At 62.3% G+C, this 25,032-nt stretch carries 24 protein-coding genes and 2 pseudogenes; 14 read left to right on the forward strand and 12 right to left on the reverse strand.

Annotated elements, in window-relative coordinates; translation table 11 throughout:
* Position 1 precedes the first annotated feature (1 nt).
* The 6 genes from ACSVIE_RS12600 to ACSVIE_RS12625 all read left to right on the forward strand — a co-directional run bounded on the left by ACSVIE_RS12600 (position 2) and on the right by ACSVIE_RS12625 (position 6,731).
* On the forward strand, positions 2-928 hold the full coding sequence (locus ACSVIE_RS12600) for a GIY-YIG nuclease family protein (protein ID WP_442424058.1): 927 nt from the start codon (positions 2-4) through the stop codon (positions 926-928).
* An 81-nt stretch (positions 929-1,009) separates the two neighbouring features.
* A complete protein-coding gene (locus ACSVIE_RS12605; protein ID WP_426004527.1) occupies positions 1,010-1,738 on the forward strand; it encodes a FadR/GntR family transcriptional regulator in 729 nt (242 codons plus the stop codon).
* Positions 1,735-2,784, forward strand: coding sequence for an asparaginase (locus ACSVIE_RS12610; RefSeq protein ID WP_442424059.1), 1,050 nt, complete (start codon positions 1,735-1,737; stop codon positions 2,782-2,784). Before ACSVIE_RS12605 ends, ACSVIE_RS12610 begins: the two co-directional genes overlap by 4 nt.
* Before the next feature lie 9 nt (positions 2,785-2,793).
* Entirely contained in the window at positions 2,794-4,209 is a 1,416-nt protein-coding gene (gene aspA / locus ACSVIE_RS12615) for an aspartate ammonia-lyase (RefSeq protein WP_442424060.1), read from the forward strand.
* A 142-nt stretch (positions 4,210-4,351) separates the two neighbouring features.
* Positions 4,352-5,863, forward strand: a complete 1,512-nt coding sequence (locus ACSVIE_RS12620) for an amino acid permease (protein ID WP_426004532.1) — start codon at positions 4,352-4,354, stop codon at positions 5,861-5,863.
* Positions 5,864-6,059: 196 nt separating this feature from the next.
* Positions 6,060-6,731, forward strand: a complete 672-nt coding sequence (locus ACSVIE_RS12625) for a FadR/GntR family transcriptional regulator (RefSeq protein WP_442424061.1) — start codon at positions 6,060-6,062, stop codon at positions 6,729-6,731.
* Here ACSVIE_RS12625 and ACSVIE_RS12630 read toward each other — a convergent pair.
* The 5 genes from ACSVIE_RS12630 to ACSVIE_RS12650 are packed head-to-tail and all read right to left on the reverse strand — an operon-like array spanning position 6,728 to position 11,434.
* A complete protein-coding gene (locus ACSVIE_RS12630; protein ID WP_442424062.1) occupies positions 6,728-7,585 on the reverse strand; it encodes an amidohydrolase family protein in 858 nt (285 codons plus the stop codon). The two genes, ACSVIE_RS12625 and ACSVIE_RS12630, sit on opposite strands and share 4 nt — an antisense overlap.
* Positions 7,578-8,543, reverse strand: coding sequence for an aldo/keto reductase (locus ACSVIE_RS12635; RefSeq protein WP_442424063.1), 966 nt, complete (start codon positions 8,541-8,543; stop codon positions 7,578-7,580). The genes ACSVIE_RS12630 and ACSVIE_RS12635 overlap by 8 nt, the downstream gene beginning before the upstream one ends.
* Positions 8,540-8,854: an L-rhamnose mutarotase gene (locus tag ACSVIE_RS12640; RefSeq protein WP_426004536.1), complete on the reverse strand. Its 315-nt coding sequence runs from the start codon at positions 8,852-8,854 to the stop codon at positions 8,540-8,542. Before ACSVIE_RS12640 ends, ACSVIE_RS12635 begins: the two co-directional genes overlap by 4 nt.
* Positions 8,847-10,133, reverse strand: a complete 1,287-nt coding sequence (locus tag ACSVIE_RS12645) for an alpha-L-fucosidase (RefSeq protein WP_442424064.1) — start codon at positions 10,131-10,133, stop codon at positions 8,847-8,849. The genes ACSVIE_RS12640 and ACSVIE_RS12645 overlap by 8 nt, the downstream gene beginning before the upstream one ends.
* A complete protein-coding gene (locus ACSVIE_RS12650) occupies positions 10,130-11,434 on the reverse strand; it encodes an L-fuconate dehydratase (RefSeq protein ID WP_426004539.1) in 1,305 nt (434 codons plus the stop codon). The genes ACSVIE_RS12645 and ACSVIE_RS12650 overlap by 4 nt, the downstream gene beginning before the upstream one ends.
* A 146-nt stretch (positions 11,435-11,580) precedes the next feature.
* Here ACSVIE_RS12650 and ACSVIE_RS12655 point away from each other — a divergent pair, with 146 nt between their 5' ends.
* The 4 genes from ACSVIE_RS12655 (at position 11,581) to ACSVIE_RS12670 (ending at position 16,091) form a co-directional block, all read left to right on the forward strand.
* Complete coding sequence (locus tag ACSVIE_RS12655; protein WP_426004540.1) at positions 11,581-12,492, forward strand: fumarylacetoacetate hydrolase family protein; 912 nt, start codon at positions 11,581-11,583, stop codon at positions 12,490-12,492.
* Between the two features lie 3 nt (positions 12,493-12,495).
* A complete protein-coding gene (locus ACSVIE_RS12660) occupies positions 12,496-13,257 on the forward strand; it encodes an SDR family NAD(P)-dependent oxidoreductase (protein ID WP_426004542.1) in 762 nt (253 codons plus the stop codon).
* A gap of 109 nt (positions 13,258-13,366) precedes the next feature.
* A complete protein-coding gene (locus ACSVIE_RS12665; protein ID WP_442424065.1) occupies positions 13,367-14,686 on the forward strand; it encodes an ATP-binding protein in 1,320 nt (439 codons plus the stop codon).
* 160 nt (positions 14,687-14,846) lie between these two features.
* Complete coding sequence (locus ACSVIE_RS12670; protein WP_442424066.1) at positions 14,847-16,091, forward strand: low temperature requirement protein A; 1,245 nt, start codon at positions 14,847-14,849, stop codon at positions 16,089-16,091.
* A 423-nt stretch (positions 16,092-16,514) separates the two neighbouring features.
* On the opposite strand, the gene ACSVIE_RS12675 is transcribed toward ACSVIE_RS12670, so the two are convergent.
* Positions 16,515-17,099: a recombinase family protein gene (locus ACSVIE_RS12675; protein WP_442424067.1), complete on the reverse strand. Its 585-nt coding sequence runs from the start codon at positions 17,097-17,099 to the stop codon at positions 16,515-16,517.
* Positions 17,100-17,292: 193 nt separating this feature from the next.
* Here ACSVIE_RS12675 and ACSVIE_RS12680 point away from each other — a divergent pair, with 193 nt between their 5' ends.
* The gene (locus tag ACSVIE_RS12680; protein WP_442424068.1) at positions 17,293-17,892 is read left to right on the forward strand and encodes a class I SAM-dependent methyltransferase; all 600 of its coding nucleotides are present in this window, start codon (positions 17,293-17,295) and stop codon (positions 17,890-17,892) included.
* A gap of 231 nt (positions 17,893-18,123) precedes the next feature.
* Here ACSVIE_RS12680 and ACSVIE_RS12685 read toward each other — a convergent pair whose 3' ends face one another.
* Together ACSVIE_RS12685 and ACSVIE_RS12690 are read right to left on the reverse strand one after the other, a co-directional pair.
* The gene (locus ACSVIE_RS12685; protein ID WP_442424069.1) at positions 18,124-19,071 is read right to left on the reverse strand and encodes a hypothetical protein; all 948 of its coding nucleotides are present in this window, start codon (positions 19,069-19,071) and stop codon (positions 18,124-18,126) included.
* A 595-nt stretch (positions 19,072-19,666) separates the two neighbouring features.
* A complete protein-coding gene (locus tag ACSVIE_RS12690) occupies positions 19,667-20,317 on the reverse strand; it encodes a hypothetical protein (protein ID WP_442424070.1) in 651 nt (216 codons plus the stop codon).
* A 520-nt stretch (positions 20,318-20,837) separates the two neighbouring features.
* On the opposite strand from ACSVIE_RS12690, the gene ACSVIE_RS12695 reads away from it, so the two are divergent.
* Both ACSVIE_RS12695 and ACSVIE_RS12700 read left to right on the forward strand, forming a co-directional pair.
* Complete coding sequence (locus ACSVIE_RS12695) at positions 20,838-21,149, forward strand: hypothetical protein (RefSeq protein WP_442424071.1); 312 nt, start codon at positions 20,838-20,840, stop codon at positions 21,147-21,149.
* Between the two features lie 328 nt (positions 21,150-21,477).
* Entirely contained in the window at positions 21,478-22,449 is a 972-nt protein-coding gene (locus ACSVIE_RS12700; RefSeq protein WP_442424132.1) for a helix-turn-helix domain-containing protein, read from the forward strand.
* 1 nt (position 22,450) lies between these two features.
* On the opposite strand, the pseudogene ACSVIE_RS12705 reads toward ACSVIE_RS12700, so the two are convergent.
* A pseudogene (locus ACSVIE_RS12705) lies at positions 22,451-22,723 on the reverse strand (TniB family NTP-binding protein); the annotation flags it as partial.
* Here ACSVIE_RS12705 and ACSVIE_RS12710 point away from each other — a divergent pair.
* A pseudogene (locus ACSVIE_RS12710) lies at positions 22,620-22,955 on the forward strand (recombinase family protein); the annotation flags it as partial. The pseudogenes ACSVIE_RS12705 and ACSVIE_RS12710 sit on opposite strands and share 104 nt — an antisense overlap.
* Positions 22,956-22,989: 34 nt before the next feature.
* Here ACSVIE_RS12710 and ACSVIE_RS12715 read toward each other — a convergent pair.
* The 3 genes from ACSVIE_RS12715 to ACSVIE_RS12725 all read right to left on the reverse strand — a co-directional run bounded on the left by ACSVIE_RS12715 (position 22,990) and on the right by ACSVIE_RS12725 (position 25,007).
* Positions 22,990-23,640 (reverse strand): AAA family ATPase, encoded by a 651-nt coding sequence (locus tag ACSVIE_RS12715; protein WP_442424072.1) that lies wholly within the window; start codon positions 23,638-23,640, stop codon positions 22,990-22,992.
* Positions 23,567-24,217 (reverse strand): hypothetical protein, encoded by a 651-nt coding sequence (locus ACSVIE_RS12720; protein WP_416430426.1) that lies wholly within the window; start codon positions 24,215-24,217, stop codon positions 23,567-23,569. Before ACSVIE_RS12720 ends, ACSVIE_RS12715 begins: the two co-directional genes overlap by 74 nt.
* Before the next feature lie 73 nt (positions 24,218-24,290).
* The gene (locus ACSVIE_RS12725) at positions 24,291-25,007 is read right to left on the reverse strand and encodes a phytanoyl-CoA dioxygenase family protein (protein ID WP_018780246.1); all 717 of its coding nucleotides are present in this window, start codon (positions 25,005-25,007) and stop codon (positions 24,291-24,293) included.
* Positions 25,008-25,032: the final 25 nt, after the last annotated feature.

The raw sequence follows: 25,032 nt of genomic DNA on the forward strand, positions 1-25,032 counted from the left end.
CATGGATCATCTCGTCAGCATCGCCGCCCGCCCCGCAGCAGGACCTTCCATGTCACTCACGCTTGCCCACGTCTTGGCTGGCATCGGCGCTGGGCATGAACCATCGATCGAACTAAACGACATACACGTCATCCGCCACTCCTTCCGGCCGAATGATAAAGCTGCACTTCGCGGGCCAGAGGACCTGACCACTGAAAAGGTACTGGCTTATACCCGCGAGCAGGACATCTCTCCCCGCCGCTTCCCTGCACAACCCGGCCGATTGTGGGTCATCTTTATTGCCGACGGCAAGAACCGCTCGCGGCTGTGGGGCGCATTCGAAAACCATGGTGAACAGGTAGATGAGCGAACAGAGTCATGCCGTTACTTCGACCTACGGCCGAGCGATTTCCTGGCCACGCTCAGAGATCGCCTGGTCATCGACTGGGACAATCCGCGGAGCTGGCACCGGAGCGGGGGCGCGGTTAGCACTGCGCGTATGCAGGTGCTGGAGATCGCCGACCGGGACAAAGTCCCGTTCCCTGGCTTCGACGGCGTGCTGCTCACCTTTCACCAGCTACAGGAACTCGTGAACGATTCCCGGTATACGGACTGGCGTACAGCATTGGCGGAAGTTCAAGGCATCTACCTCATCACCGATACCAGCAACGGCAAACAGTATGTAGGCAAAGCGGACGGCTCTGAGCGAATTCTTGGGCGGTGGGTAACGTACGCCCGAGACGGCCACGGAGGCAATGTGGCACTTCGGCAGTTGGCCTTCGAGAGCGTCGGTGGTACGCAGGGCATCAAGACGGACCACGCCCGCCATTTCCTCTTCAGCCTTCTGCGTGTCTTCGGGCCCAGCACGCCTCCGTCTGAAGTCAACGCGGCGGAATCCCACTATAAGGCTGCTCTGATGACCCGAAAATTCGGCCTCAACAGGAACTGAGGGAGGCAGCGCCAACGCCCAAAGCGTGAAGCAGTCCTTTCAGCGTTGACAGGGTCTTGTGACCCGTGCCATATTCGAAGCGTGAACCTGTCAGACAGCCGGACAGCCGGACAGCAAGGCGCGGATCAGAGCCGAGCGACGCCTACCCCCATCTCGCGCATCTCCGCAGCTGAGGCGGTCTTTGCAGCGCTGAGGAGGGCAATCGAGGGTGGCCAGTTCGACATCGGCACCAAGCTCAGCTCCGAAGCCACGCTCGCGGCGCAGTACGGCGTGAGCCGATCCGTCATCAGGGAAGCCCTCCGGTCCTGCAACACGCTGGGACTCACCACCACAAAAACGGGCAAGGGCACGTTCGTCGTGGCAAACAAGGTCGCTAATGACCTTACCTTGGGCCAGTACAGCGCCCGCGATCTTAACGAAGCGCGACCCCATATCGAGATCCCCGCCGCCGGCCTGGCCGCCCAGCGGCGAACCGAAGAAGAGCTTGAGCATCTCAAAGAGATCGTCCAGGAGATGCTCAACGAAACCGACCCCGAAGCCTGGGTGAACCTGGACGCAAGCTTCCATTCCGCCGTCGCGCGCGCCAGCGGCAACCGCGTCTTCGCGAGCGTCGTGCAGGACATCCGCGATGCCTTGGCCCACCAGTCCGAGACCCTCAACCTGGTGGCCGACCGCCAGCACCGCTCGGACGAGGAACACGTCGCAGTGCTCGAGGCGATCGAAGCCGGAGATGCCGACGCCGCCAGTAAAGCGATGGCCGACCACCTCCGGGCCGTCAGCGTGGCACTGGACACGATCCTCAGCAAATGAACCACCCAAAGGACAGCATGCCCGCAGCAACGGCACACCAGACCACGGCCCAGCAAGCGCCCCATCACCAGCACACTCCTGCGTCAACCCCCAACCACGTCCCTCTGGTGGAGCAGACCCGCGACGGCCTGGTGGAAAGCATCCATTACGGCTCCCTGATCGCACTGAACGCAGACGGCAGCACAGCACTGGCTGCCGGACAGCCGGAAGCGCCGATGTACCCACGGTCGAGCCTCAAGCCGCTGCAGGCCGTGGCGCTCCTGAAGGCAGGCCTGGACATCCCGGAAGAACTGCTGGCCCTGACCGCGGCCAGCCATTCGGGCGGCAGGATGCACCGCGATGGAGCCGCTGAAATCCTTCGCCTTTACGGCCTGACACCAGCGAATCTAGGCAACAGCACGGACCTCCCGTACGGCGTGAAAGAGCGGGAAGAATGGCTCCGCGACGGCAACGGTCCCACGCAGCTGGCACAGAACTGCTCCGGCAAGCACGCCTCCATGACCGCCGTGTGTGTCATCAACGGCTGGCCGGTTGACAGCTACCTCCACCCGGAGCACCCGCTCCAGGTCCTGGTCCGGGACACCATCACGGACCTGACCGGCGAGGAAGCCGCCGCGGTCAGCACGGATGGTTGCGGCACGCCGCTTTTCGCACACTCGCTGCACGGCATGGCCCGGGCGTATGGCCGGCTGGCTGCGGCGGATGAAAGCACCACCGAGGGCAAGGTTGCCCACGCCATGCGCCGCTACCCGGAGATGGTGGCCGGCGAGGGCCGCGATGTCACCGCTCTCATGCGGGCCGTCCCGGGGCTGCTGGCGAAGGACGGCTTCGAGGGCCTCCAGCTGGTGGGCCTGCCGGACGGCCGTGGCGTTGCCGTCAAAATTTCCGACGGCGGGGACCGCGCGCGCATGCCGGTCACCGTTGAGGTGCTTCGCCGGTTGGGGTTCGACGGCGGCACTTTGGACCCGCTTCAGAGCCCACCCGTGCTGGGCGGCGGCCTTCCGGTCGGCGAACTGCGTGCTGCACAGATTTTCACCACGAACTAAAGGACAGCTATGACCACCGTCGATCAGGCGATCCCCGTCCGTTCAGAACACGACCTCCTGGGAGACCGCGATGTTCCCGCAGACGCGTACTGGGGTGTTCACACGCTCAGGGCCATCGAAAACTTCCCCATTACTGGGCAGCCTCTTTCCACCAACAAGCACCTGGTGAGGGGCCTGGCAGCGGTGAAGCAGGCAGCCGCACGCACCAATCATGAGCTCGGACTCCTGGACGCGGAACGGGCCGATGCCATTGAGCGGGCCTGCCAGGACATCCTGGACGGCAAACTCCAGGACCAGTTCATGGTGGATGTGATCCAGGGCGGCGCGGGCACCAGCTCCAACATGAACGCCAACGAGGTCATCGCCAACCGCGCGCTGGAAATCCTTGGCCACCCTAAGGGCGACTACTCCAAGCTGCACCCGAACGACCACGTCAACCTGAGCCAGTCCACCAACGATGTCTACCCGACAGCGGTGAACCTGGCCACGATCTTCTCCGTCAAGGAACTCCTTGAAGCCCTGGAAGAACTCGAAGCAGCCTTCGCTGAGAAGGGCCGCGAGTTCCGCACCGTAGTGAAGATGGGCCGCACCCAACTCCAGGACGCCGTCCCCATGACCCTTGGCCAGGAATTCGGTGGCTACGCCGTCACCATCGGCGAGGACCGGGCTCGCCTGGACGAATCGCACATGCTCATCCACGAGATCAACCTCGGAGCCACCGCGATCGGCACCGGCCTGAATGCGCCGTCAGGCTATGCGGAGGCTGCATGCCGCCACTTGGCCGATGTCACGGGTCTTCCGCTTATCACGGCTGCCGACCTGATTGAGGCCACCCAGGACGTTGGGGCATTCGTGCACCTGTCCGGTGTCCTGAAGCGCGTGGCCGTGAAGCTTTCCAAGATTTGCAACGACCTCCGCCTGCTGTCCTCCGGGCCGCGCGCGGGATTGGGTGAGATCAACCTGCCGGCAGTACAGTCCGGCTCGTCGATCATGCCCGGCAAGATCAATCCGGTGATCCCGGAAGTGGTCAGCCAGGTGGCTTATGAAGTCATCGGCAACGATGTCACCGTCACCATGGCCGCGGAGGCAGGCCAGCTTCAGCTCAATGCCTTCGAACCGATCATTGTGCACAGCCTGCACAAGAGCATCTCCCACCTGGAAGCGGCGTGCCGAACCCTTACGGCACGCTGCGTCCGGGGAATCACAGCTAATACCGAGCGGCTACGGCTTACCGTGGAGCAGTCGATCGGTCTCGTCACGGCATTGAACCCCCATATCGGTTATGCCTCAGCCACTGCCATCGCCCAGGAAGCGCTGGCCAGCGGTAAGGGTGTTGCGGAACTCGTCCTGGAGCACGGTCTGTTGACCGCAGCCCAGCTGGAAGAACTGCTCAGCCCGGAACGTCTGGCAAACCTCAGCAAGTAGGCCGCCAAGGCCAGATTCCCAGCGCGGCTCGTGTGAGCCGTGTCGCCTGCAAGGCAAACACCCAAAGAGGCCCTGTCCTGCGTGCCCGGACCCCGACCGCCGGCACACAGGACACCCCAACAGGACACCCCTAAGGATTCCCATGACCAACCAACCCATCACGGACCACACGGTTCCGGCCCAAGCGCACGCCAGCGAGAAAGCCCTCCACACGGAGGACAAGGGCTACCACAAGGACCTGAAACCCCGTCAGATCCAGATGATCGCCATCGGCGGCGCCATCGGCACGGGCTTGTTCCTTGGCGCCGGCGGCCGGCTCAACGCGGCGGGCCCTTCGCTGGTCATCGCCTACGCCGTTTGCGGCTTCTTCGCGTTCCTGATCCTGCGTGCGCTGGGCGAGCTGGTACTGCACCGCCCGTCGTCGGGTTCTTTCGTCTCCTACGCCCGTGAGTTCTTCGGCGAGAAGGCAGCATTCGTGTCCGGCTGGTTCTACTGGATCAACTGGGCCACCACAACGATCGTGGACATCACGGCGGCTGCTCTCTACATGAACTTTTTCGGCAAGTATGTCCCTTGGATGGGCGCGGTCCCGCAGTGGGCCTGGGCGCTGATCGCCCTGGTGGTGGTCCTGAGCCTGAACCTCGTTTCGGTGAAGGTCTTCGGTGAACTCGAGTTCTGGTTCGCCCTGATCAAGGTCGCCGCCCTGGTGGCGTTCCTGCTGGTGGGCACCTACTTCGTCATCTTCGGCACCCCCGTGGACGGCCAGGAAGTCGGCTTCAGCCTGATCACCGACAACGGCGGCATCTTCCCGAACGGCCTGCTGCCCATGATCATCCTGATGCAGGGTGTGTTGTTCGCCTACGCCTCGATCGAGCTCGTGGGTACCGCCGCCGGCGAGACCGCGAACCCGGAGAAGATCATGCCCAAGGCCATCAACTCCGTGGTCTTCCGTATCGCGGTCTTCTACGTTGGCTCCGTCATCCTGCTGGCCTTGCTCCTGCCGTACACCTCCTACGAGAAGGGTGTCAGCCCGTTCGTGACCTTCTTCGGTTCCATCGGCGTCCAGGGCGTGGACGTCATCATGAACCTGGTGGTCCTCACCGCCGCACTGTCCTCCCTGAACGCCGGCCTGTACTCCACCGGCCGCATCCTCCGCTCCATGTCCGTGGCCGGTTCCGCGCCCAAGTTCGCCCAGCGAATGAACAAGGCCGGTGTTCCCTATGGTGGTATCGCCATCACGGCCGGAGTCTCCCTTCTGGGTGTCCCGCTGAACTACCTCGTCCCCGCCCAGGCTTTCGAGATCGTGCTGAACGTAGCTTCCGTGGGCATCATCGTCACGTGGGCCACGATCGTCCTGTGCCAGATGCAGTTGAAGCGCTGGGCGGACAAGGGCTGGCTGAAGCGGCCGTCGTTCCGGATGTTCGGCGCCCCTTACACGGGCTATCTCTCCCTGCTGTTCCTGGTGGGCGTGCTGGTGATGGTCTTCATTGACTCCCCGCTGACCATGCTGGTTACCGCCATTGCGTGCGTGCTGATGGTGGTTGGCTGGTTCATGTGCCGCAAGCAGATCCACGAGATTGCTGCAGCCCGTGACGGCTACACCGGCAGTGCGCCCGTGGTTGCCAACCGCCCCCTGCGCGGCGGCGACTCGTAGCACTACCCGTTAGCGCCCGACGGCGGCACCCGGGTTCCGTACCAGCGGAACGCGAGTGCCGCCGTCGTTGGTTAACGCCCCCAACTGGGTCGCATTTGTGCGCGTTTTGACGGCTCATAACGCGCACTAATGCGCCCCAGTTGGGTGAGGACGCGGCGAACCCAGACATCCGATCATTGGTGATTAGTATTGGTCCATGGCTGTCACAGATGAGGCGATCGGCAAGATCAAGGACATGCTGATCCGCGGGGAACTCAAAGCCGGCGACAGGCTCCCGCCGGAGAAGGAGCTGAGCGAACGGCTCGGGCTGTCCCGCAGTTCGCTCCGGGAAGCCGTCAAAGCACTGGAACTCATCCGTGTCCTGGATGTCCGGCGCGGCGATGGAACGTACGTGACCAGCCTCGATGCCAAGCTGCTGAACGAGGCCGTGGCGTTCGTGGTCGACCTGCACCAGGACCGGTCCATCCTTGAACTCTTTGAGGTCCGACGAATCCTGGAACCGGCCACCGCCTATCTGGCCGCCGGCAAGATCACGCCTGAAGCCATCGACAAACTGCGGGGCACGATGGACGGCATTGACGAGAACACCCCCGTGGAAGAGCTCGTGGCACACGACCTCGAGTTCCACAGCATCATCACCGACGCCGCGGGAAACGACTACCTGGGAAGCCTGCTGGAAGCCCTGTCCAGCAGCACCGTGCGGGCAAGGATCTGGCGCGGCCTCACGCAGGAAAAGGCCGTGGCGCACACATTGTCCGAGCACCGCGCCATCGCCGACGCCCTGGAACGGGGAGATGCGGAGCTCGTCAGAGCCTTGGTGACCGTGCACATCAGCGGCGTGGAGAGCTGGCTTCGGCAGGCCCTCTAGCCCTTTGCGGTCAACCCGTACACGCGGGTCGCTGTTCCTTCCAGCACGGCGTCCTGCTCGGCGGGGCTGAGCGTGGCAACGAGTTCCAGCAACACTTCCACGGTCCGCCCGTAAGGTGCCCCGAGGGTGCTCACCGGCCAGTCGCTTCCCAGCATGAGGCGCTCCGGCCCAAAGGCATCGACCGCGAGGGAAAAGACCTCCCGCAACGAATCCGCCGAGTAGTCAACCCCGGAGACGTGCAGTCCGGACAGTTTGGCCACGGCATTCTCCTGCCGGGCCAAAGACGCGATGCCGGTCCGCCACACGTCCATCCCCGAAGGATCAGCGAGCGGCGGCTTGCCCAGGTGGTCCAGGACAACGGTCAGCTCGGGCAGTTCGCGGACAAGCCGGATGGTGGCGCCCAGATGCCGGGGAAAGGCGTCGGGAACGTCGAACACCAGCCCGCGGCGCGCCACGAACGCCAAGGATTCCCGGACAGCGGGCAGCTCCAGGAAATCATCCCGCGGGTCATCGTGGACCAAATGCCGCACGCCACGGAACAGCGGGTTCGCGGCGAACCGGTCCAGCTGGCCGGCAGCCTCAAACGGCGCATCAAGCCGCACCCAGCCCACCACTCCCAGCACCCACGGTTGCCGCGCGGCCACGGCAAGCATGCTCTCTGTGTCGGCCATGGTGTCGTCAGCCTGGACCAGCACCGCGCCGCGCATCCCGGCAGCCTCAAGGACTTCCCGCGCCTCGTCCTCCTGGAAGCTACGGAACAGCGGACCGTGCTGCGGGCCAAGCCACGCGTAGGGACGGACACCGCCGGTAACGAAGGTTTCCAGGCTCCACAAATGCAGATGCGCGTCAATCACGCCCGGCGGCCTCCAGCGCGGCCCACAGCTCCTCCGGCACGGACTCCGCCATGCGGGCCGCATTGGCGGCTACCTGTTCAGGAGCACTGGCGCCGACAGTCACGTTGACCACGGCGGGGTGCCGCAACGGAAACTGGAGGGCCGCCGTCGGAAGTTCCACGCCAAAGTCCCGGCAGACGGCCGCGAGCGCCCTTGCGCGTTCGACGACGGCCGGCGGGGCTTGTTCATAGTTGTAGTGAGCGTCGTCCGGGACGTCCGGCCGGGCCAGCAGCCCGGAGTTATAGACGCCAACATTTACGACGCCGGTGCGGCGCTCCAGACATCGTTCGAGCAAGGGGACGCTGGGCTGCTCCAGCAGGGTGTACCGTCCGGCGAGCATGACGAGGTCGAGATCGGCGGCTTCGACGCATTCGAGGGCGGCTTCGGCCGAGTTAAGGCCTACGCCAATGGCTTTGACAATGCCCTCGGCGCGCAGCTTTTCCAGGGCCGGTAGTCCATGCGAGATACCCGCCTGGAGGTCATGGACGTCGGCGTCGTGGAGATAGGCGATGTCTACATGGTCAAGGCCCAGCCGCTCCAGGGAGTCTTCCAGGCTCCGCCGGATGCCGGCCTCCGAAAAATCCCAAACGCGTTCCTTGTCCGCGGGAACGTCGAAGCCCTCGGGGTCCCGGCCACCGCGCGAGGACGGTTCCAGGACGCGGCCCACTTTGGTGGAAATGACAAAGTCGTCGCGGGGCTTGTCCCGGAGTACTGCACCAAGGCGTTGTTCAGACAGGCCCAGGCCGTAGTGCGGTGCCGTATCGAAGTATCGGATGCCCGCGTCCCATGCAGCGAGGACCGTGGCAAGCGCCTCCCCGTCCGGCATGGCCCGGTACAGGTTTCCGATACCGGCCCCGCCGAAGCCAAGCTTGCCAAGTTTGCCCGGTCCCCACGCCTTGCCCCGATCAGGTGAAGTCATGGCAATTCCCATACCTTTTGGATACCCGAATCGTTGCCGGAGTAATCGTCCTGGACCTCAAGAAGTTCGGCCATCCGTGCTTGCCAGGGCACGTTGGCCGGATGGTCGGCGAGCGCCCGGCGCATGGCCTGGTAGTCGTCCACGTCCACCACGTGGAAGAGGTCCTGGCCGCTGCGCCAAATCCGCCAGTTACGAACGCCGGCTTCCTTCAGGGCGGCCACCAGTTCCGGCGGGATGTTCGCATGCGCCTCCGCGTAGGCAGCCTCGACGCCTGGCTTGAGCCGGGTGTGGAGTGCGATCGACTCAGCCATGTGCGGCCTCCGGTTTCAGGAAAAGTTCCAGCACCGGCACGGCGACGTCGGGTCGCTGGACGGGAAGCTTGATGGTCAGGGTTCCCGGAGGCTGGCCGCCGGGTGTCATGTTCATGGCCTGCTGTCCCGGATCCACTGCGCGAAGGAAGACCTCCGAGGCATCGTTGAGGAGTTGGGCGTATTCCACTTTGCCGGCCAGCTCCGGAAGGTGAACGTACTCGAAAGGCCACGCAAAGAGGTGAACATACAGCCGGTCTCCGCACTGGGTGTAGCGGGCATCAGGTGGCGCCGTAAACCGGGATGGACCGGCGCCGTAGATGGAGCGGGCATGCAGCCTCATCCACTCCCCGATCCCCGCCAAGGATGCGAGCGCGCGAGGATCAATGTCTCCCCGCCCCGTGGGTCCCACATTGAGAAGCAGGTTACCGCCCTTCGACACTCCGTCCACAAGCATGCGGATGAGCAGGTCGACGGACTTGTAGTCCAGATTGTCCCTGTCATAGCCCCAACTGCCGTTCAGGGTCTGGCAGGCTTCCCAGGTGACCGGCACGCCGTCGAGCATCATGGGAGCGGCCGGCTGGTACTGTTCCGGCGTGACAAAGTCACCCGGGATATCCAACCGGTCATTGACCACAATCCCCGGCTGAAGTTCCCGGACCATGGCCAGCAGCGCCTCCGAGTCCCAGTCTTTCCGGCCCTTGCCGTCCCGGAAATCGCCGTGGTCGGCGTAAGAGAAGTCGAAGAACAGGTAGTCGATGGTGCCGTAGTTGCTCAGGAGCTCACGCACTTGGCCGTGCAGGTACTCGCGGTAGCGGGCCATGTCGCGGCCGCTGTTGAGGCGTTCGACGTCGGCGGCGTTGCGTTGCGGGTGGACGCCGTCGATGGTGAAATCCGGATGGTGCCAGTCGATCAGCGAATGGTAAAAGCCCACTTTGAGCCCCTCCGCCCGTAGCGCCTCGACATAGGGCCCGATCAGGTCCCGGCCCGCGGGAGTGTTGGTGGCTTTGTAGTCAGTCAAGGCCGAGTCCCAGAGGCAGAAGCCGTCGTGGTGCTTGGTGGTGAGGACCACGTACTTCATCCCGGCGTTGCGGGCGGTGCGTGCCCAGTCCCGGGGGTCGTAGAGGTCGGGATCGAAGCGGCGGAAGTACTGTTCGTAGTCCTTCACAGTGATCTCTTCCCGATTCATCACCCACTCGTGGCGGGCGGGGAGCGCGTATAGGCCCCAGTGCACAAACATGCCGAAACGGGCTTCTTCGAACCAGGGTGCGTGCTTGATCAATGCTTGTCCTTCCAGACGGGACCGTCGGGGAAGCTGTACTCAGCCAGTGTTTCACGAAGCATTTCGGTGCCGGCTCCAGGCGACGACGGCGGCCAGTAAACACCTGCATGCACGTCCACCGGATCAACGAAATGTTGGTGCAGATGGTCGACGAACTCGATCATCCGGTCTTCCTTGCTTCCGGACACGGCGACGTAGTCGAACATGGACAGGTGCTGCACAGCCTCGCAGAGACCGACTCCACCGGCGTGCGGGCACACCCGGACGCCGAACTTGGCCGCGAGCAGCAGGATGGCGATGTTCTCGTTGACTCCGGCCACGCGGGCAGCGTCAATCTGCAGCACATCCAAGGCACGTGCTTGGAGCATCTGCTTGAAGACCACCCGGTTCTGGACGTGTTCTCCCGTGGCCACGGGGATGGGCGCTACCCCGCGGGCGATGGCGGCATGCCCCAGGATGTCGTCCGGGCTGGTGGGTTCCTCGATCCACGCGATGTCATACGGGGCCAGATGTGCCATCCAGTCAATGGCCTGCTGCACGTCCCAACGCTGGTTGGCGTCCACGGCGATCCGGATGTCCGGCCCCACCGCAGCCCGGGCTGCCCGCACCCGCCGGATGTCGTCCTCCAGGGAAGCCCCGACCTTCAGCTTGATTTGGGTGAATCCGTCGGCCACGGCTTCCTTGGCCAGCCGCGAAAGTTTCTGGTCGCTGTATCCCAGCCAGCCCGGCGTCGTGGTGTACGCGGGGTAACCCTCGGCGCGAAGTGCGGCTTTGCGCGCTTCCCTCCCGGGTTCGGCGGCACGGAGCAAGGTGAGTGCCTCGTCCGGAGTGAGGGCATCGGTGAGGTACCGGAAGTCCACGAGGGAAACGAGCTCTTCCGGACTCATCCCGCTCAACAATTCCCACAGCGGAAGACCTGCCCGTTTGGCCTTCAGATCCCAGAGGGCGTTGACCACGGCACCGATCGCCATGTGCATGACGCCCTTCTCGGGCCCCAGCCAGCGCAACTGGGAATCGTGGGCCAGCAGTTTCCAGGCAGCACCCATGTCGCCGAGGAGTTCCTCAACGTTGCGGCCCAGCAAATGGTCTTTTAGGGCGCCGATCGCTGCAGTCTCGACGTCGTTGCCGCGGCCGATGGTGAACACGAAACCGTGACCCTCAAAGCCGTCGCCGGCGTCGGTGCGGATGACCAGGTAGGCGGCCGAATAGTCGGGGTCCGGGTTCATGGCATCCGAGCCGTCGAGTTCAAGGGAGGTGGGAAAGCGGATATCGAAAGTATCCACAGCGGTAACGGTGCTCATGCGGCTCCTGCGCGTCGACGGGCTTCACGAATTGCCACGAGCCTAAACATCCGATGTCTGCCTTGTCAACGGGTCACATTTCTGTATTGTGGAGGAAAACAGCACACTAGAGCTCGGATGTTAGTCCCGAACGCACGGAGGAAGCCATGACCTTGAAATTCGCCAGGCTGGGTACGGCCGGAAACGAACAACCGGCCGTCATTTCCAAGGACGCCAGCGGCACCGAGAAGTACTACAGTCTCTCGTCTCTGACCAAAGACATCGACGGCGCCTTCCTTGCCGCGGACGGCATCGCCCGCACCCGTGAAGCTCTGGAGTCCGGCGAACTCAAGGAAATTTCCGTGGACGGCGTCCGCATCGGAGCACCCGTCGCGCGCCCCGGCAACGTCATTGCGATCGGGCTCAACTACACAGCCCACGCTGCCGAGTCCGGTGCCACGCCGCCCGAGGTTCCCGTGGTGTTCCTCAAGCCGGGCAACACCATCAGTGGCCCGTTCGACGCCGCGCCCATCCCGCCGTCGTCGGAGAAGTACGACTGGGAAGTGGAACTTGCGATCGTGATCGGCAAGGAAGCGTCATACCTTTCCTCTGTCCCTGAAGCGGAAGCGTGCATCGCCGGCTACGCCGTGGCCAACGACCTCTCCGAGCGCGATTACCAGATTCCGGGCGCGGCCGGACAGTGGACCAAGGGCAAATCCCTGCCGGGTTCCACTCCCCTGGGTCCGTGGCTGGTTCCGGCGAGCGACATCGACGCCGGAAATCTGCGCCTGCGCACCACCGTCAACGGTGAATCCCGTCAGGACTCCAGCACGTCGGACATGATCTTCGATCCGGCCACGATCGTGCACCACCTCAGCCAATACATGGTCCTTGAACCGGGAGACGTGATCATCACGGGCACTCCGGAAGGCGTCGCACTGTCCGGACGCTTCCCGTTCATCCAACCCGGCGATGTGGTGGAACTGGAGATCGAGGGACTCGGACGCCAACGTCAGGAGTACTACCGCGCGGCGGCCGGATCAGCCCGCCCGGCTACGTTCGCCAGCACCCACGCCTGAGACATGGGGACCACGGTGGGCAACGACTTCGAAGGCCTTGCAGCACTCGTCACCGGGGGTGCCTCCGGGATCGGGGCGGCCATTGCGGACCGCCTCGCCGCCGGAGGAGCCCAAGTGGCCGTCCTGGACCTCTCCCCGGCAGGCAGTCCCCACTACGGCGTTGAATGCAACGTGGGCGACGACGCCTCGGTGCGCGCCGCCGTCGAACGCGTGGCGCAAGAGTTCGGCCGCCTGGACGTCGTGGTCAACAACGCCGGCATCGGCGCCCAGGGCGACATCGCCGCAAACGACGACGACGAGTGGCTGCGTGTCCTCAACGTCAATGTGGTGGGCATCGCGCGCGTCAGCCGCGCGGCCCTGCCCTACCTCCGTGAGTCACCCGCCGCAGCGATCGTCAACACCTGCTCAATCGCTGCGACTGCGGGGCTGCCGCAGCGTGCGCTGTATTCGGCGTCGAAGGGCGCTGTCCTGTCGCTGACGCTCGCCATGGCGGCGGACCATGTCCGCGAGGGCATCCGCGTCAATTGCGTAAACCCCGGAACCGTGGACACGCCTTGGGTCGGCCGGCTGCTGGACGCCGCCGTCGATCCGGCTGCCGAGCGCGCAGCCCTCAACGCGCGCCAGCCGCATGGTCGCCTGGTGGATCCAGCGGAGGTTGCAGGCGCGGTCGCCTACCTCGCGAGCCCGCTGTCAGGCTCGACGTCGGGAACCTCGCTGGCGGTCGACGGCGGCATGCAGGGTCTGCGGCTGCGTCCGGTTCAATAGGGACCCACGTAACGCAACGGTCCCGCAACCTCCTGTTCGCCGGGGTTCGCCTATGCTCAACTCCAAGGCATCAACGGCGATTCACCTAGCAGACCCAGGAGACACAGCCATGACGAATTGGCGTATCAGGGACTTCCACTCGTCCGATCTGGACGGCATCCTGCACCTGTGGGAGTCGCTCAAGGCCGATGGCGTGGAGCCGGTGTACGCCCTGTCCGAGGTGTTGGCTTCCTGCGAGAAGGACCACGCCGTGGTGGCGGTCCAGGGCGACCAAGTGGTCGGAGCCGCCGTCGGACGCGCCGCGCACGATCAGGGCTGGGTAGTCTTCCTTGCCACGCTGACCGAGTTCCGTGGGCGAGGGATCGGCACCTCGCTGCTGTCCGCCGTCGAAAACCGCATGGCCCCGCACGGCCTGAACAAACTCTCCGCGCTCATGCCGGAAACCGAAACCCGGGTGGAAGCCTTCCTGGGGCGCGGGTTCGTGGTCAAGAAGAACCTGCGCTATTTTGAACGGACCATCCCCGTCCAACGCCAGGAACTCGAACCGCTCAGCCTGCTCGGCGGACGCATCCTGGCCCGGGACCTGTGGGAAAACGTCGCCGGCATGAAGCGCGAGAAGGAACTCCTGGAACGGCGCCTCGTGCTGCCCCTGGCTGAAGCCGACCTCGCCGACGAATATGGTGTAGTCCCGCCGCGTGCTGTGGTGCTGTTCGGCCCTCCCGGCACGGGCAAGACCACGTTCGCCAAAGCAATTGCGTCCCGGCTGGAGTGGCCGTTCGTGGAAGTCTTCCCCTCCCGGCTGGCCTCCGATCCCAAGGGCTTGGCCGGTGCCCTCCGTGAGACGTTCCTGGAAATCGCCGAACTGGAACATGCTGTGGTGTTCATCGACGAGGTCGAGGAAATTGCCTCCCAACGCGCCGGTGACCCGCCTTCACCCTTGCAGGGTGTCACGAACGAACTCCTCAAGATCATCCCGGCCTTCCGCGAACAGCCCGGGCGTCTGCTGGTGTGCGCCACCAACTTCATCCGCGCCCTGGACACTGCGTTCCTGCGCCACGGCCGATTCGACTACGTCATCCCCATCGGCCTGCCGGACGTCCACGCACGCGAAGCGATGTGGCAGCGCTTCATCCCGGCAACCGTGATAGACACCGTGGACGTCTCCCTGCTGGTCTCCCGCACCGAAGGCTTCTCGCCGGCAGACATCGAGTTCGCCGCGCGCAGCGCCTCACAGCGAGCTCTGGAAAAGGCCGTGTACGACGACGGTGCTGCCGCCGGCTCCGCACCGAACGGCGCCAACGGCTCCAACGGACGGAAGGGCCCGGTTACCCAGGACTACCTGGATGCGATCTCAGAAACCCGTACCACCGTCAGCGACGAGGTGTACCAGGAATTCCTCGAAGACATCGACGTCTTGGGGCGGGTGTAGGGCTCGTCCATGCGGGCTCCGTGCGGGCTCCGCGCGGGCTCCGTGGGGGCTCCGCGCCGACTTCGTGGGAAACCTGCGATTTCGTGCGCTAAAGAACGTCTATTTCGCAGCATTCCCGCGATCTCGGCGGAGCTGCGCGGCAGTGGGTAATCTGTGAGCTATGTCCACGAACCCCCTTCGCCATGCCTTTTCACGCATGGGCGGCCGCGATCCGCATGAGAAGCACCGCACTGCCACGCCCCTTGAACTGTTCTTCGACCTGACATTTGTCATCGCCTTCAGTGTGGCCGCCAACCAATTGGCCCACAATGTTGCCGAAGCGCATTTCGGGGCAGGTCTGCTTGGCTTCTGCTACGCCATGTTCGCCGTGATCTGGGCCTGGGTTAACTTCACGTGGTTTGCCAGCGCCTACGACACCGACGACTGGGTGTTCAGAGTAGTCACCATGGTCCAGATGCTCGGCGTGCTCATCCTGGCGATGGGGATCGAACCGATGTTCCATTCAATCCTTGAGGGCGACCATGTGAACAACGTAGCCATCCTCATCGGGTACATCGTGATGCGCCTTGCCTTGGTCTTCCAATGGCTCCGGGCCGCAAAGCAGGATCCCGAACGGCGCGAGACCTGCTTGAGGTACGCCAAATACCTTGCCCTGGTGCAGCTGGGCTGGGTGGCTGCTTTGGTGATCGAGACCGACGTCCTCACCACCTTCCTCCTGGCGGCACCCCTGTTTGTCCTGGAAATGTCTGTGCCGAGCCTCGCGGAACGGAAAATGCGTACGCCATGGCACGCGCACCACATTGCGGAGCGCTACGGACTGCTGGCCATCATCGCGCTCGGCGAATGCCTTATCGGGGCCATCGAAACCCTCCGTGCAATTGTTGCCCTGCACGGCTGGTCCCTCGAGGCAGCCGTGGTGGGAATCGGCGGTACAGGCCTGGCTTTCGGTATGTGGTGGATCTATTTCATCCTTCCCTCGGGCAAGTCACTGCATCTCCAGCGGCACCGCTCGTTCCTCTTTGGTTACGGCCACATGATCGTCTTCGCCGCGATCGCCGCCACGGGTGCAGGGCTCCACGTCGCGGCCTACTTCATCGACCACGAAGCACACATCAGCGCGGCCACGGCTATCGCCTGGATCGCGGCCCCCATAGCAATCTTCAAGATCTCACTGACCTTGATCTACACGGCCATGCTCGGCGCGGACAAGCACGTGCTCTGGAGCTCCGTCATGGTGGTGGCGGTACTCGCGGGAAGCGTTGGCTTGGCTGCGGCGGGAGCCTCGGTTCCGGTGTGCATGCTGGTCATGGTCGCCGCCTTGGGTGTCTCCATTGCCTTGGACGAACGGTCGGGCCACAAAGGCCGGGCGGCAGCACTCCGGCGGCTGGAGGCCGCGGCGGGCTAAAGCACCACCCTCAGAAGGACAGTGTCCGCGCCTGGGTGGTGCCGTCGTCGTAGGTCACCGGATCGGTCACACGCCACTGGCTTCTTGGCTGGCAGCTACGCCCCCAACAACGATGACACCACGATGGGTGGGGCGAGCCCCCGAACATTGATCCGGAGTTGGAAGCCCATAGATTGCCGCGATGGTCATAACCGCCACGGCCGCTGACATCCTCGTAGACGCAGGTGCCGGTAGTGATCTGGCTGCCGCTCCCAGGTGGCCTACTTCGGCGCGAACTGACCTCAGGGCTTCGCGCACACGAACGCCGTGCGACTCGGCGCAGGCGTCAGTAGAGACAATGGCTGCTATGAACGTTGAAAAGCTAGCCGATACAAAGACGTCCCGCTGGTCCTTGGTCTTCTCCCCCTTGTCAAAGGACCAATATCAATGATTCTGAGAATCAGTCGGTGTTGCTCTTTGGATGGCGCGGTAGACCGTAGAGCGAGCGACGCCGAATAATTCGGCAATCTCGGTGGTGGTGTGCTCACCGCCTTGGTGGAGACTGACTAGGTGCGCCTCTTGGGCTTTGGATAGCTTCGGTTGCTTCCCTCGGAGCCGGCCTTTCGACCTGGCTACTGCCATTCCTTCCCGGGTTCTGGCACGGATGACGTCGGCTTCGAATTCGGCCACCATACCCAAGACGTTGAAGAGCAGCTTGCCCACTGGATCGTGCGGGTCGTATACGCTGCCACCAAGATTGAGGACAACTCCTTTGCGCGTGAGCTCGTCCGCGATGTCCCTGGCGTCGGGCAATGACCGGGCGAGGCGATCGAGCTTGGTTACCACGAGAGTGTCTCCGTTGCGGCATGCGGCCAGGGCTTTGCCAAGGCCGGGCCGTTCGCGCTGGGTTCCAGTGAATCCTTGATCGACGTAGATCGCCTCGGGCTCCACCCCAGCGGCCGTGAGAGCATCGCGCTGGGCGGTCAGATCTTGGGTGTTGGTGGAGACGCGGGCGTAGCCAATAAGCATGACGCTGAGTGTAGCGTTTGGTGTACTCTTATCGGGCAGTTCTGCGGGCGGGTCTTACGGCAATCCTCGTTCTGGGGAATGCCGCGAAATTGGTGGGCGCTGTTCGGGACGGACTGGCGGCCGGTGGAGGACCGGCTTACGGACATCCCGATTGGTCCCGTGTGAGGATTCTGGGTGAACTAGGCTCGTAAAGATGGGGAATGAATCTATCCGGGCCGCGTACCGTGCCCGCGCCGCCGAGTACACCCGGATTCTTGGCTCTGTTGAGGACATGCACGAGCTTGATCAGCAACTCATCAGGCGTTGGGCAGCGGGAATCGACGGTCAAATGATCGATGCCGGGTGCGGTCCAGGCCACTGGACTAACTACCTGCACCAACAAGATTCGACGATTGAAGGGATCGACCTTGTCCCCGAATTTATCGAGAGCGCCCGCACCCGCTTCCCCGACGTGCCCTTTCGCGTAGGTTCTTTCCACGAGCTGTACTTCCCAGACAAGACCCTGCAGGGCGTGCTGGCTTGGTACTCCCTCATTCACATTCCCCCAAATGAAATGCCCGTGGCACTAAAGGAATTCGCTCGGGTCCTTGGCCCGAGAGGAAAACTACTCCTCGGATTCTTCGACGGCCCGCCATGCGCACCTTTCCAACACGCAGTAACAACCGCCTACTACTGGTCCACCGAGCGCATGGGGCACCTGCTGACTAAAGCTGGTTTTGACGTGCTGGAGGTTGACACGCGCCAAGACGCCGGCAAGCGTGCCCATGCTGCCATAACCGCCACTGTCCGCTGAAGGATTCCCATACGGACAGTCCTCACTGGAATTGAGTCCTTGGGCGCCCTTGTTGAAGTCTTTGAATCTCCCTCCTGTACCCTCGGCGACTTCGCCATACGGTTCTCACCAAGCCCGTGGTGAAAGCAGCCACAAGCGCGAAGGAGGCAACTGTTATGGCCCAAGTGATGGCGTAGCCAGTTGGAGGCCCGACATAGCACGAGGTTTCACCTTCAGCCCATCCCGACGCCACTATTTAGGCGGGTAGTTCCACTCCCAGCCGGGTGATTCACCGGAGGGCTGCCAGATGAGCGTTCCCCCGCCGGGGGGTAAGTCGAAGGCCATTTTACCGATGATCCTTTCGTTTGGACCGATCTGAGCAGGAACCTGTTCTGCTGGCGCGATGCAGTTAATGTTGTCGATTCGGCCATTTATTGTCACACCATTGGAAGCGACCGCTTTCCAGCCAGTGATGGTTGTGAATTCTGGGAATCTTTCTTGTGCAAGCAACGCAGAAGTTGTAATCTCCATGTCCAGGATCACAGTTTGTCCGCGCTGCGGTGCGAAATACTGCGAATTGCACTCGGCCTTCGGTGTTATTCCCGTCACCGTAATGTCGACAAGGCTGACCGCGTTGCGACGAACTTCAAGTTCTGTTCCAATGTCTACGACATGATTGCCCCGGGTGCTCATTGCTGTGCCCGGGGACGAGGGAATCGAGTCATGTGAAGGAGGCGCGCCAGCTGATGGCTGTTGGGAGGATGAGCTCGAGCAGAGGTCCAGAAGTTTCCTGCTCGCCGTTGTGAAATCACGGGTGTCTAATGCCATGGCCACGTTAGGCGCAGAGAGTATAGATTTGAATGGCTTCCGGAGTTCCTGGATCTGAACTTCCAATTCCCTGTTGGCCTTATTAGCCACAGAGTCAAGATCCTCTGCGATGGATCTAGCCTCCATCAGTGCATCGCCAGTGATTTTGCCGTCGATGTTTGCAAGGAACGCTTCTGCCTTACTGAGTCGGCTGCCTTCGGCCTCCGAAAATAGTTCACCGCAGGTAGTCTCCAGAGATTTCACGGCAGGTGCCGACCCCGCAGTAGTCGTTGCTGATGCTTCTGGTGTAACCGATTGCGTTTGCTGGCTATCGTTACATCCAGTCAGGAACAGAACTCCAGCTACGGCGATCACCGATACATGCGTTTCCAAACGGTCCTCTTCCCTATGCCAGCTTTGCATTACGACTCAGAATGAAAAAGTCCGAAATGCTTCTAACCGAAGTCTAAGAACTCACAGGCTAGCTTCGGATATTTACCGTGTGAAGAGCTGGAAGCTCAAGATTAGATCAGGACATAAGGATCTCGGTGACGTCAGTGACCGTACGGTCCTCCACCAAGGGGGCCACTCTGCCGGAGAGGGCCGCTGCACTCGAACGCCGAACTAGGGGAGCTGTCTATCGGCGCTACAAAGGATACGGCGTCGGGTCGCTAGCAAGCTGACTACTCCCGCTCCGAACATGAGTTATAGGAACGGATCGGATCGTGACTGTCAGTTCGAAATCTCGCTTGAGACTGTCGCATTTTGGCTGAAGAGGCGTTCTCGTTCCGCGGCGATGATGTCGCTTGCCAGCTCTGCTTCGAAACGTCGAAGGCCTCAGGGGCGCTATCGGCTGTTCGCTGGTCGAGGGAAGCCCGCTGCCGCCGAGCTGGAACGTGGCGCCGCCCCAGAGTGTGCCGATCGTGGCCGAGCCTTTGGATCAGGGTGCAATTTAACGGAAACCTATCTGGCCCACCTGCCCTAGCAATCATTGGGCAGGATACTCCCACTCCCATCCATTTCCCTGCTGCGGAAAGCTGAAGGCGAGGCTTGTGGGAACTGAAGGGCAATCGAGCAACACGATTCCGGTGGCTTTCTCTGACGGGCCGAGATCGGGCAGGAGCACTGCACGATCATTCACGCAGTTGTAGACCTTGTCGGAGGAGACGGTGTTCATACGTTTCCCGTCCTTTGAAAAGCCCTTCCATAGTCCTGCATTGAAGGATATGAGGTCGCTTCCGGTCTGCTCAGATAGATTTTTTCCGGTCTCCACGTCGATAGTTACCGCGATCATTTGACCGTTGCCTGGGCCGAAGTCGGGCTCCCTCGTGCATTCGAAGGGCCTAATCTCCATTACTTTGAATCTCACTGCAGAGCTCTCGACGGTGTCGCTGCCGAATGCAGCGGTCTCTCCGATGGTCTTTAAGACGTTGCCTCTGTCGTTCTCTTTGCTGCGCTGCGGAGCCTGGGAAGCTGCTTCACTTTGAGCGGGCTGAGAAGCCGCTGCACTTTGAGCGGGCTGAGACGGTATAGAACAGGAGCTCAAGCCTATGGCAGCGATAGCCAGCAAGGCGATTTGTTTTCTCAATTTTCCCACCAAAAAAACGTGAATCGACGACGATAGTTGCAAATTTATCACGGCAAAATCATCAGGCCCACCGTGCCTGCGGCGAAATGATTCGAGCGATGATGCTCACTGGACCATTACCAGACCTGGACGGCATAGCGATCTGTACGAGTCTGAACCTGGCCCGGCAGCACGACGTCGGCAGGGACAGCTCCGGTCGCGGGCGAAGGTACCTAACGGCGCGGCGGATGGCCTGTCCCACTTCCAAGGAAGCGGGAAGGGCAACCCTGTATCGTTTACGGCGCCTGAGGGCGGTTCTTACGACACCCCGGAAGTCCCGCGTGCATCCCGAATCAGGATTTGGGGTTTGGACCAATGCGCACACCTCCACCGAACGCCACATTAAGGTGGGCTTTATGACGTTGAACCGTGACCGTGGAAGAACTGTGAATGACAAGCCGGAGGTTGTCCTTCCACCGGAACGCCGTTACTACTACGCATGGGCCGGTGACAAGCGCATGTACGCCTATGCCCCAGATGAGTGGGGCATGGGAGGTTCCCTGCCTAACGGCGGCAATTACACGGTACGTTCATGGGTGGTGCAGTTCATCCTTGCAATCATCATGATTCCGGTAGCTTCATCATGCTTATCGCAGCCATCTTCAGCCTGAACTGGATCGTAATGATCTTCGGCTTGGTCTGTACCCCGTTGTTCGCTGCCGCTCCTTATGTCTGCTTCAAAGCAGCCACGGATGAGCGAAAAGCACGGAAGGCGCGCAAGCTAAAGGGCCTACCGAAACCTCAGACATCCGTGGACGACGAAGCAGCCAGGCGCTACTTCACAAAACACAAGGACGCCGGTTTAGAGATCACCCCAGCGAACTTCCCTGACGCCAAATGGTGAACCCGCCGACCGGAAAGTGTCCCGGCGGGGGTGTTCTAGTTCCAAGGAAACGGGACGTCGGAAGCTGGACTGTCGGGGGGCAATGCGCGCCTCGTAAAACTAAAGGTTTTCGGGACATTGTGAGTGAACAAGGGGAGGGGTCAGTTGTCGGATTTCGAAGTCCTCTTCATGTCGACCTGCTGATTTGATGGCTTGTGCAGAGGGCTTCGAAAGTTGAGCGTGTCGTACTCGTGTGCACGGTTTGTCGTAGTTTCATGGTGGCGTGGAGGACGAGTCGGCCGTTGGCGGCCAGACACATGAACGGGGAGTACTCTCGGCTCCGGAGCCGATGTGGGCTCTTGCCGTGCGGCGCGCGCAGGTGATCGGCCCTCTGGCCGAGGTCGGCGGCCTCCGCGGGGCGGCCGTTGATCGGGCCGCGGCGGAGCTGGGCGTTTCCCGACGCCACATATACGGGCTGTTGGAGCGTTGGCGGGCAGGAGAGGGCCTCGCCTCGGACTTGATTCCGCGTCGTTCTTCCGGCGGGCGTGGCCGTCCGCGGCTGCCGGCCGCCGTAGAGGACGTTGTGCGTGAGGTACTGGCCAAGGCCTACGCGAGTCGCCAGAAGAGGTCGGTTGCCTCCGTCCACCGGGAGATCGGTCGGCTTTGCCGCGCCCAGGGGCTTCCTGTGCCATCTCGTTCGGCTATCGATCGTCGCATCGTCCAGCTTGACCCGGTGGCGACCACAACTGCCCGTGAGGGGCCGGATGGTGCTCGTCGGCTTCAGCCTGCAGGTGGGCGCGTGCCGCCGGTTCGGGAGGTTCTGGAGCAGGTGCAGATCGATCACACGGTTGTGGATGTCATCGTGGTCGATGAGCAGGCGCGTCTGCCGATCGGGCGTCCGTACGTGACGGTCGCGATTGATGTCTTCAGCCGGTGCGTTATTGGGCTGGTGGTAACGCTTGAGGCGCCTTCGGCGCTGTCTGTAGGTCTTTGTCTCGCACATGCCGTGATGGACAAGAGGCCTTGGCTTGAGCGGATCGGCGTTGAGGCGGCGTGGCCGATGAGCGGGAAGCCGCGTGCTCTGTACTTGGACAACGCGGCGGAGTTCAAGAGCGAAGCGCTACGCAGGGGCTGCGAGCAGCACGGGATCGAGCTCCGCTACAGAGGTACGCAGCCATTTCCTCGGTGCCGATCAGCGAGGGACGCCGAAGCGGGAAAGCCGCCGCGAAGCTCGCCAGCAAGGCGCATGCTTCCGGCCCTGGCTCCCACCGGGGCAAGGGGAACGGCTCGAAACGGTTCTCAAGCTGGTCATCTGACCTGATCGCCAAATAGGCGTCCTGGGTGCCTACTCCCACTAAAGGGATGCGCAACTCATTGCCCAGGAACCGGATCAGATTCAGGAACTCCCGCCGGGCATCCCCGCGCCCGGCCAGGACATTGTGAAGCTCATCGATGACCAAGACTTTCACCCCCACCTCACGGAGCAGCGACAAAGGCGCGGCAATCGACACCACCACAGCCACAGGGAAGCTCGTCTTCGGAATATTCGCCGCCCTCGCCGAGTACGAACGCGAGCTCATCAGAGAACGCACCATCGCTGGACTGGCCTCCGCGCGGGCCCGAGGCCGCGTCGGAGGAAGACCCCCCAAAATGACCCCAGCCAAGCTCCGCCTCGCCATGGCTTCCATGGGCGATCCCGGAACGCACGTCGGAGACCTCTGCCAAGAACTCGGAATCACCCGACAAACCCTCTACCGCCACATCTCACCCACCGGAGAACTACGCTCAGGCGGAAAGAAGCTACTCGCACGGACGAACCGGAGCTAACCAACAGGAAGCCCTATAAGGGACGTGGACCCCATCATCCGGCCCGGGCTGGGGTTGATAGAAGGTATGCAGTCCTTTCCACTCGTTGTGCCTCTTCTTCCATCGCGGCATCGTTCATCTCTGTTGTGTCCAAGTGCACTACTGGACCCGGGATGCGCGCGTCACGGTAGCTTCCCTCGGCGAGTTCGTCTGCGTTCTCGCGGAGTGCCTCAGCATCGAAGTGGCAGGGGTGGCGGGCTCCGGAGTTGGCTCTGGCGAGGATCCGCGACGTGAGTATTTCGCCGGAAGCCGAGAGTTGTACTTGGACAAACCTCTGAGTGGACGAACTTGGCACACGGCAGGTTTCTTCCAGCCAGGACGTACGGAGGTTGCCTTCGACGATGAGGTGAGCACCTGAGACGCTTGCCTCCTGGATGTGTCTGGCGATTGTTGCCAAGGCTTTGTGCCCAATCTCTTTTGAGACCTCTCTTGAGGGGCAATCGCCGAGTGCGAAGTACTCCTCCTTGATCTGGTCCTTTGAGACCACCGGCCATCCGGTGGATGTGGCCAGTATTTGGGCAAAGGTTGTCTTGCCTGCTCCTGATGGGCCTGTGATGACAACGCAAACCACTCTAGGACACGAGGCTTTCAGAGGAGAGGGCACACGCTGCGTCCAGGTCCCTTGGCGCGTTAACGTTGACAGCACCCTCCACAAGGGGTGAGAGCATCTGTTGCCCTTGGCCGAGATAATTGTCGACACCAGCCGTGATGCTGGTGAGGCCGTTGTCGTGGCTTTTGGACAAGAAGTCGATGAATGTTGGTGAGGTTTTCCATAGCCCGATGGTGCAGTGGCCCGTCCTGTGTGCTTCTCCGCGGGCATGGTTAAGCAGTGACCCGCCCGGACTGACCCGCACCCACGCAGACCGCGGATCTTCCCGGTTGGACTCGTTGACCGACGTGTGGGCGAGAGCGGGTGCCCCGGGAGAGCTGGAGTAGGGGTAGTCGAAGAAGTGTTCCATCTGCTCGACAGCGGTGTAAACGTCGGCGTCTACAATGAATGCTTCGCCGTTGAGTTTCTGTCCCCACCGGATGAAATCAGCCAGGTACCCTCGTGGCTCCGAAAAGTGGAGCTGGCCTGCAGGGCCTAGTGTCTCGGCCGCTTTTTCAGCGGCTTCACGGCTCTTGCTATTCATGTCCAGGATGATTTCTCCGACGGCAGCGGAGTTCCTGGCGGCTTCCACGATGCGCGCCAGTATGGTCCTCCCACCGATATGTTGGAGCATTTTGTGTTGGTGAGAGGCCAGTCCGCTTCGGGTGCCGTGTCCTGCGGCCATGATTACGAGCGGAGTTGTCCCTTTACCGGTCATTGCCGCGGTAGGTGTGTTCGCCAAGGACCTGGACCTGTGTGTGGGCAGGGGCGTCGTCCAGTTCGTCTGAGCTGCGGTACCCCATGGTCAGACTGATCCGCGACTCATCAGAGTTGTTGTCGCCAACGGAATGAAAGAGTGTGGCGTCGAAGAGGAGTATGCCGCCGGCCCCGATGGTGACGGGCACAGCTTGCTCCTCAACGCCGTCAAAGATCTTGTGTTCGTCGAGCCACGTTCCACCACCTGGAGGATCGATTTGGGTGACACCTACAAAGGGAAGGTTGTGAGATCCCGGGATCACGTAGGTGCAGCCGTTGTCGGGGCGGGCATCTTCCAAGTAGGCGATGGCTGTGACCAGGCCCCTTGACCAGTGCAGGATGTCACGGTGAAAGCGTGGTTCTACCCGGCCTTTGTCGTTGATGCTTGCGTGGTTGTGGCGGTTTTTCACGAAGACAACGTTGGGGCCGAGGAGGTCTGAGAGTGGTTCTGTGAGGGCTTGGCTGCGGACGAGTTTCCTGAAGGGTTCTGAACGGTCGAAGAAGCCGTAGAGCTTGAACGAAGTCTTATCACCGCTTGTTTCTTCCTTCGAAAATTCTTCTTTGACGCTGAGCCGGAGGTCAGCGACGGTCTCTGGGGAGAGCGCGTTTTCAAGTTTGAGGTAGCCGTTCTGCCGGAAAAGGTGCACTTGGGCAGGGGTAAGACGCATGATGGTCCTTTCGTTGTTGCAGGTT

It is taken from the genome of Paenarthrobacter sp. NCHU4564 (assembly GCF_052156435.1).
In the GTDB taxonomy this organism is placed as follows: Bacteria; Actinomycetota; Actinomycetes; order Actinomycetales; family Micrococcaceae; genus Arthrobacter.